Here is a 7,136-nt window from a genome sequence, read left to right as displayed (position 1 = left end):
CAAAAATAAAAAAGGAGTTGGAATAATGGAAGAAAAAAAATTATTACAAACCAAACGCCTTATTAAGGAATATTTAATTGAGAATGGTTTAAATTACAAAAAATTTTCTAACCAAATAGGTGTTTCAGAAAATACAGTCAAAACATATTTAGGTGGGAAAAAATTTATTTCAATAAAATTTTTAAAAAAATTTTCTAAGATGAAAGGATTATCTTTAGAAAATAGAGTTTTTATTCAAGAAATTATAGATCCCCAAAATACAGGTAATGTAAATATGAAAATCAACAAAAATAGAACCACCAATCCCTCTGAATTCAAACAAACGCAAGATTTAAAAAAATTATTAAAAAAACTTGATTTATTTGTGACAGGGTATATAAAAGAAGATGAAGAAAAAGGTATTATTACTCAGGGTAATAGTTTAAGAAGTGATTATGATAGTATAAACAGGATCGTTAAAGTCCTTCATATTTTAAATGAAAACACGAATAGGTATAGTAGTGAGATTTTATTACTCCTAGAAACTAACTCTACTAAAGAAAATAAAAAAATAAAAAAAGGAATAAATAGTGTAGCTAATAATCTAATTTCTATAGGTGAACAATTAAAATCATTTGTTAATGACGATTACATAGATATAAATTAATTTAAGGAGGACAGATGGAAAAAATAAATAATGCGTTAGAATTAATCCCAGAAGAAAGAATAAGAAAAATACTAATAGTAGCTGAATTAGAAGGGAAAAGTCCGGCCAGAATTATACATGATACTACTGTAACTAGTTTATCATTGAAATCTGAGTTAAATTTAAAAGATTATCATTCAGTTTGGCTAGGGAATGGAGAAAAGATCTCAGCTTATTCAGGAAGATTAAAAATAGCTGGAAAAAAAGCTTGGAAAGATGGAACTCATGGGATGCCAGATAATATAGAATATATTTATAAATATTTTGATGAAGAAGAAGTAAATAAAAATATTTTAGAGAATGCTTGCAGGCTTATAGAAGCTACATTAGATAACACTTTTGAAAACGGTAGTACAAAAACAAGTTCTAAATACAGGAGAGCTCTTAGTCAACCTAACTTTATTTATATGATGTTAAGGCTATCAATAAGACTTCTAGCAGAAGATCTAAGAAGTAAAGGTCATGAATTAAATAACCGGACTCTTCAACATATGACTGATATGATAAAAAAAGATAAAAAGAAAATTAAAGAGTCATATATGAATGCTTCCACGGAAGGTGATCTTGAAACAGCACACCAGCTTTACTATGAAACATTAAATAAATATTTTGACGATTTTATGGAAAGAAAATTTGAAGGTACTGGAAAAGAAGCTTTTGATGTAGGATCAGAAAGAAAACTATTAGAATATGTTGGTGAAGAAACTGTTTATACTTTTTTAGGTTATCTTTGTGGAGAAATTAAAAAGAAATATCCACACCAATTGTCGCTACAAGGATTTTATAATATAGAACGTTAAATCATTAAGGGCAAAATAGTTTCATCTCATTATTGATTTTCTTTAAATAATGTAGTATAAAATACAGTACCATTAATTAAATAAATCTAATATTAAGGTGGTTAGAATATATTTTTTACTATTTCAACTGATCACGAAGTTTCTGAAAGATGTGGGGCTGGAGGAATGTTTCAAGTAATATCTATCGAAGATGAAAATAATAAAACATACAAAATAGATTGTGGGATTCATTTTGAAAATTTAAGAGAAGTTATAGAGCATATAGGGTTTAACCCTGATGATCATGATTACGAGGAAGTATAAAAAATTATAAACATAAAAAGCCGGGGAAATTTCCCTGGCTTTTTATCTACTCACTCAACTTCCCATGAAACTCCGAGGTTTCATAGCCTATCTTAAAGTAGACCTCCTCCACTATACACACTAACTCTGACACCAAATCTTCATATTTATGAAACTTCTTCCTATCCTCTGGTTTAAGGATAGAATAGTCTAATTCCTCATGGATCTGTTTCATATCACTATTAATTTTCTTGTAATCCTCATTTTCATGTAGTGGGGCGAAAGTATCGATAGTTTCCTTCATAGCAACCATAAATTCATCTTTATCCATTAGGCTACCTCCATTACTAGGTTTACTAGTTCTAGGAACGGCTCCATATAGTAGTGAGCCTGAGTTTCTTTTAGGTTCTGAGGGTTTATTAAGTTTTTCCCATATTTTAAATCTATTATCTTTTTATACTTCTTAATCTGTCCTTTAGAAGATTGCCTTTTAATTTCCTCGATGATCTTTAGTTCAATTAATTTTTTATTGAATGCCATAGCAGAAAATTTTACATTAAATTGCTTTAAAAGGTGAGTTAGGCTATATGTAGGGGCTTCTTCCACATAATCAGGAAGAAAATCAGTAGGTAACCCTTTCTTGGCTCCATACTTTTGTAACATAGTTATTTTCCCACTATCAGATAGGTTTAATCTGTCCATGGTGAAGTTTAACCAATCTAGCTCTGATATTGTAGTAGGAACTTGTGTATCACCTTTTAGGAGCTGAATATACTCTTTTTCTTTTTCAATAAAATATCTTCTAGCCATCTTTCCTTTTTCGGTTTTAGACAACATTGCTAATTCTTTGGCCATATCTAATTTTAAAATATATTCTTTTTTAGGTCTTCCTAATTTTACGTTTTTTTCCGTAAAAAGAATATAGTCTACACTTTCTTCAAACCCATATTCTTTCATTTTGTCAAACCAATCATTAAATCTTCCATAAGGCTTCCCTAAAAACTCCCATAATTCTCTGGCATTTACTAATTGTTCTCCATCTTTATTTTTTTCTAGTTTGATTAACATTTTACGCCACCTAACTTCAGGGCAATCTCTATTGCATCTTTTTCAGTAGTTACATAAAATTTAGCTTTGATACCTTTTAAGCTGACTTCATTCATTCCATTTTCTAGTGTTTGCATTCTCATATCTGTACCTCCTATTGAAATTTAGAGGCCAATACAGTATAATTAACTTGTGGGAGCGTATTATATCTGTAATACCTCTTAATCAGCTCTAAGTATTAGTAGTACTTAGGGCTTTTTTTAATTTCTCAAAAGTTTATCTATACCTTTTCTAACAGCTTCAGCTCTAGAAATATTGTTAATTTTACAATATTCTAAAAGTTTTTTGTTAGTTTCTTCATCAATTCTAACTTTTATATCGATGTTTTTAGGTGATTCAACTTTTGGTCTTCCTATTTTTTTCATAAAACCTCCTTTTTGAGTTCCACAATCTAATTATAGTTTGTGAGTTCCAAAAAGTCAAATTTATTTTTACAGATTTTTCTGTATAAATAAAAATCCCCAGTAAAACTCAATTCTTATTTATATACACTCTATTAAGGAAACATTGATTTTATTTGGATATAGTGGTATAAAATATGGTGGTATTTAAAAATGCATATAGGGGGGAAAATGAAAAGTAAAAAATCTACAATAAAAAATTCAAGTGAAATTGCAAGTGAAATTGCAATAGAAAATGCAGACAACTTAGAAAAAATAATAGAACCTATTAATAATAAAATTACAATTGCTACAATGGACGATCTGGTATATATGCTTAAACAAGCAAAACAGGAGAGCCAACCTTTACCAGTATTTTTTTTAGGGGCTGGAGTCTCTAAAAGTGGAAACATACCTTTGGCTTTTGAAATTCAAAATGATATTTTGAAAGGTTTCTCTAATAACCCAAGAATTAAAAAAATGGATGAAAAAGACAAAACATACTCAAAACTTATGGACTGTTTGACTCCTTATGAAAGAAATGACCTATTAAAAAAGTATATAAAAGAAGCTAAAATAAATGTAGCACATATTTATTTAGCACAATTATTAAGAGAGAATTATATTGATTATATACTTACTGTAAATTTTGATAATTTAATGATTAGAGCATTAGCATTATATAATGAATTTCCACCAACATATGATATTGCAATACTTAAAGATTTAACTACAACTACAATTTCTAAAAAATCAGTAACTTATCTTCATGGTCAACATCATGGTTTATGGTTACTTAATACACAAGAAGAAATGAAAAAAGTAAAAGAAGTAGTTCCAAATATCATTCATAGTATTAAAGACAGACCTTGGGTTTTTATTGGATATAGCGGTGAAGACCTTATTTTTAACCATATTATAAAGCTTGGAAGGTTTGATAAAGGACTTTATTGGGTTGGTTATAAAGATGGCATTCCAAGTGATAAAGTCTGTCATGAACTATTAGAGAAAGAACATGCGAATGCTGCTTTAATTCAAGGATACAATGCAGATTCTTTTATGTTTGAATTAAGTAAATCACTTGGCTTAGAACAGCCTAATATAATTAACAAACCATTTACTATGTTAGGTGAAATTTTAAACAACATTGTAGATATTGAAGATGCTAGCGTTAATAAAAGATTAGCAACGGTAAAAAATAATGTCTGTGAATCTATTAAAAAATTTGAAAACGAAAAATTTAATCTAATAAAAGAAACTATATATAATTTAAAAAATAATAAAAAATTTGAAAACGAAAAAAATAAGATTCTTGAAATAGAAGAAAAAATAAAAAATTTGAAAAATGAAGAATTAAGTAATTTATTGGCTAGTTTATATTTTGAATGGGCCAATTTAACAGAAACTAATTACAAAGAAAACATAAAATTGTATGATAAAGCAATAGAATTAGATCCAAATTATCAAATAGCTTATTATGAAAGAGGATTCTCAAATTTTAGTTTGAACAAATTTGAAAAAGCTATTCTAGATTATAGTAAAGCAATAGAATTAAATCCAAATTATATGGAGGCATATAGCTTGAGAGGTCATTCAAAAGCTTGTTTGAAGCAGTATAAAGAAGCAATTTTAGATTATAATAAAGCTATAGAATTAGATCCAAATAATATAAAAACATATGGTAATAGAGGTGTAGCGAAAATTAACTTAGGAGAATATATAGATGCTATTTCAGATTATAATAAATCTATAGAGTTAGATCCAAATTATGCAAAAACATATAGTTGGAGAGGAATAGCAAAAGCTAATTTAAAGCAGTATGAAGAAGCTCTTTTAGAGTATAATAAAGCTATAGAGTTAGACCCTGATTACACAGTAGTATATAACAATAGGGGCTTAGTAAAAAGCAATTTAAAGCAGTATGAAGAAGCTCTTTTAGATTATATTAAAGCTATAGAATTAGACCCAAATTACACAACAGCATATAATAATAGAGGAATAGCAAAAGCTAGTTTAAAGAAGTATGAAGAAGCTCTTTTAGATTATAATAAAGCTATAGAATTAAACCCAAATTACACAATAGCGTATAGTAATAGGGGAATATCAAAAATTAATTTAAAAAAATATGAAGAAGCTATTCTGGATTACAGTAAAGCTATAGAATTAAATTCTAAATATGCAACTGCATACGGTGGGAGAGGAGTAGCAAAAGCTAATTTAAAGCAGTACAAAGAAGCTATTCTAGACTATGACAAAGAAATAGAGTTAAATCCAGGTGATCAAAGAGCAATAAATAATCGAAAATTAGCAGCAAATAAATTAGCAGCAAATAATAAATAAGAATCATTAAGCATGCACTTCTAACTTAGAGGTTAAAAACGGCACTTACTTAGGTACCACTAAACCCTTAAGAAAATAATAAAAGATCCTAATTTCTTTAGGATCTTTTTTAATTACTTTAGAGTTAAGAATTAAATCAAATTATATACTAAAAATAGTGATTCTGTGGGGACAGTTTGGGGACAAAAAATATTTTTCTCAAAAAAACGCGTAAAATATTGATATTAAACCTCAATAAAAACAAGGGTTTAATGAATAGAAATATGTTTAAATAATGCCTATTAGGTGCGCCACTTTAAATAAATCCACTGCTGCTTTTAATAGCAGCTTTTTTTATTATTCAGATATAATGTCATATTACTTTTCTATAATGATTTTACGGTATAATCAATAAAATCCTTTTTTTAAATAAAATTACCAATAAAATCAGTAAAAGAGGGAGACTAGATATACTCTAAACCTTCCTCTTTTTTATCACTCTTATATCTTTTAAAATAAATTATTTGTTCTGCTTTTTTTTAAAATGTGGAGAATCTCCCCAGTTGTTGTAAATAATCTCATCTCCAACACTTTCAACTCTTTTTCCTAGACAATTTTTACATTGATCAGCATTGTCATCTAGACATGGTTTATTATTATAAAGTTGATATTTAGCTTTATGTTCTTTTAAAGTTGTAATAGGCATTAAGATATTAGCTCCTGCTTTTAATCCCTTTTCCCTTCCCAAAGGGTCTAGTCCCTGAAGGGCAGTAGTAGCTGCTATATTAACATCTTTTAAATATATTCTTGTCAAAGCTATCATTTTTAATCCTAATTCAACTCTTTTTTTCTTATCTAAAATATTATGTTTTTCTTTTTTCCCCATAGGAGTGTCATCATGAAGGATATAAGGCCCCATACCTATCATATCAATATCCATATTTTCATAAAACAATATATCATCCACCAAATCTGCTGTAGTCTGACCTGGTAACCCTATCATTACTCCTGTTCCTACTTGATATCCAGCCTTTCTTAAATCCCTTAGACACTCTATTCTAGTTTCATGATTATGAAGAGGGTCTTTTGGATGGAGAGATTCATAGATGTCTTTATTAGAACTTTCTATTCTAAGTAAATATCTATGTGCCCCAGCATCATACCACCTTTTGTATGTTTCATAGGTCTGTTCTCCGAGAGACAAAGTAATTCCTAATTCATTATTTGAGATTTCTTTTATTCCAATTACAACTTCCTCTATAAAGTTAACGAATTCCTCATCACACCTTTCTCCAGCCTGAATAGCTATAGAAGCATAATTATTATCATATATCCATTTAGCTCCATTTAAAATTTGTTCTTTAGTCATTCTAAATTTTTCGATTTTATGATTATCTCTTCTTATTCCGCAATAAAGACAATTTTTAATACACTCGTTACTAATTTCTATAAGTCCACGATAATAAACTTTATTTCCAATATTTTCTAACTTAATTTCATAAGCTTTCTTAAATATTTTTTCTATATCATCTTCTGAACTTGTATTCATTAAGTAGATCAAAT

The 7,136-nt window shown here is 28.2% G+C and carries 9 protein-coding genes; 4 read left to right on the top strand and 5 right to left on the bottom strand.

Features of this window, described 5'->3' with window-relative positions:
- The 3 genes from WBG30_RS07065 to WBG30_RS07055 all read left to right on the top strand — a co-directional run.
- The coding region (locus WBG30_RS07065; protein WP_424503938.1) for a helix-turn-helix domain-containing protein at nucleotides 1–646 on the top strand (646 nt) is incomplete at its 5' end.
- A 14-nt stretch (nucleotides 647–660) separates the two neighbouring features.
- A complete protein-coding gene (locus WBG30_RS07060; RefSeq protein ID WP_424503937.1) occupies nucleotides 661–1,485 on the top strand; it encodes a hypothetical protein in 825 nt (274 codons plus the stop codon).
- 165 nt (nucleotides 1,486–1,650) lie between these two features.
- Nucleotides 1,651–1,788 carry a hypothetical protein gene (locus WBG30_RS07055; RefSeq protein ID WP_424503936.1) on the top strand — a complete coding sequence of 46 codons (138 nt, stop codon included), beginning with the start codon at nucleotides 1,651–1,653 and terminating at the stop codon, nucleotides 1,786–1,788.
- A 46-nt stretch (nucleotides 1,789–1,834) separates the two neighbouring features.
- Here the strand turns inward: WBG30_RS07055 and WBG30_RS07050 are convergent, their stop codons facing one another.
- The 4 genes from WBG30_RS07050 to WBG30_RS07035 all read right to left on the bottom strand — a co-directional run bounded on the left by WBG30_RS07050 (nucleotide 1,835) and on the right by WBG30_RS07035 (nucleotide 3,239).
- Nucleotides 1,835–2,098, bottom strand: a complete 264-nt coding sequence (locus WBG30_RS07050; RefSeq protein ID WP_424503935.1) for a hypothetical protein — start codon at nucleotides 2,096–2,098, stop codon at nucleotides 1,835–1,837.
- A complete protein-coding gene (locus WBG30_RS07045; RefSeq protein ID WP_424503934.1) occupies nucleotides 2,098–2,835 on the bottom strand; it encodes an antA/AntB antirepressor family protein in 738 nt (245 codons plus the stop codon). The genes WBG30_RS07050 and WBG30_RS07045 overlap by 1 nt, the downstream gene beginning before the upstream one ends.
- Nucleotides 2,829–2,957, bottom strand: a complete 129-nt coding sequence (locus WBG30_RS07040; protein ID WP_424503933.1) for a hypothetical protein — start codon at nucleotides 2,955–2,957, stop codon at nucleotides 2,829–2,831. Before WBG30_RS07040 ends, WBG30_RS07045 begins: the two co-directional genes overlap by 7 nt.
- Nucleotides 2,958–3,074: 117 nt before the next feature.
- The gene (locus tag WBG30_RS07035) at nucleotides 3,075–3,239 is read right to left on the bottom strand and encodes a CopG family transcriptional regulator (RefSeq protein WP_424503932.1); all 165 of its coding nucleotides are present in this window, start codon (nucleotides 3,237–3,239) and stop codon (nucleotides 3,075–3,077) included.
- 207 nt (nucleotides 3,240–3,446) lie between these two features.
- On the opposite strand from WBG30_RS07035, the gene WBG30_RS07030 reads away from it, so the two are divergent.
- Nucleotides 3,447–5,594: a tetratricopeptide repeat protein gene (locus WBG30_RS07030; RefSeq protein ID WP_424503931.1), complete on the top strand. Its 2,148-nt coding sequence runs from the start codon at nucleotides 3,447–3,449 to the stop codon at nucleotides 5,592–5,594.
- Nucleotides 5,595–6,093: 499 nt separating this feature from the next.
- On the opposite strand, the gene hydE is transcribed toward WBG30_RS07030, so the two are convergent.
- On the bottom strand, nucleotides 6,094–7,134 hold the full coding sequence (gene hydE / locus WBG30_RS07025) for a [FeFe] hydrogenase H-cluster radical SAM maturase HydE (RefSeq protein WP_424503930.1): 1,041 nt from the start codon (nucleotides 7,132–7,134) through the stop codon (nucleotides 6,094–6,096).
- Nucleotides 7,135–7,136: the final 2 nt, after the last annotated feature.

The sequence above is a fragment of the Psychrilyobacter sp. genome (assembly GCF_049671765.1).
In the GTDB taxonomy this organism is placed as follows: domain Bacteria; phylum Fusobacteriota; class Fusobacteriia; order Fusobacteriales; family Fusobacteriaceae; genus Psychrilyobacter.
The sequence above is the reverse complement of the archived record's forward strand: the minus strand, read 5'-3'. Positions and strand labels throughout refer to the sequence as shown.

Excerpts from the sequence above, each read along its gene's own strand:
- WBG30_RS07060 (WP_424503937.1), top strand. The coding sequence starts at position 661 with ATGGAAAAAATAAATAATGCGTTAGAATTAATCCCAGAAGAAAGAATA.
- WBG30_RS07055 (WP_424503936.1), top strand. The coding sequence starts at position 1,651 with ATGTTTCAAGTAATATCTATCGAAGATGAAAATAATAAAACATACAAA.
- WBG30_RS07050 (WP_424503935.1), bottom strand. The coding sequence starts at position 2,098 with ATGGATAAAGATGAATTTATGGTTGCTATGAAGGAAACTATCGATACT.
- WBG30_RS07045 (WP_424503934.1), bottom strand. The coding sequence starts at position 2,835 with ATGTTAATCAAACTAGAAAAAAATAAAGATGGAGAACAATTAGTAAAT.
- WBG30_RS07040 (WP_424503933.1), bottom strand. The coding sequence starts at position 2,957 with ATGAGAATGCAAACACTAGAAAATGGAATGAATGAAGTCAGCTTAAAA.
- WBG30_RS07035 (WP_424503932.1), bottom strand. The coding sequence starts at position 3,239 with ATGAAAAAAATAGGAAGACCAAAAGTTGAATCACCTAAAAACATCGAT.
- WBG30_RS07030 (WP_424503931.1), top strand. The coding sequence starts at position 3,447 with ATGAAAAGTAAAAAATCTACAATAAAAAATTCAAGTGAAATTGCAAGT.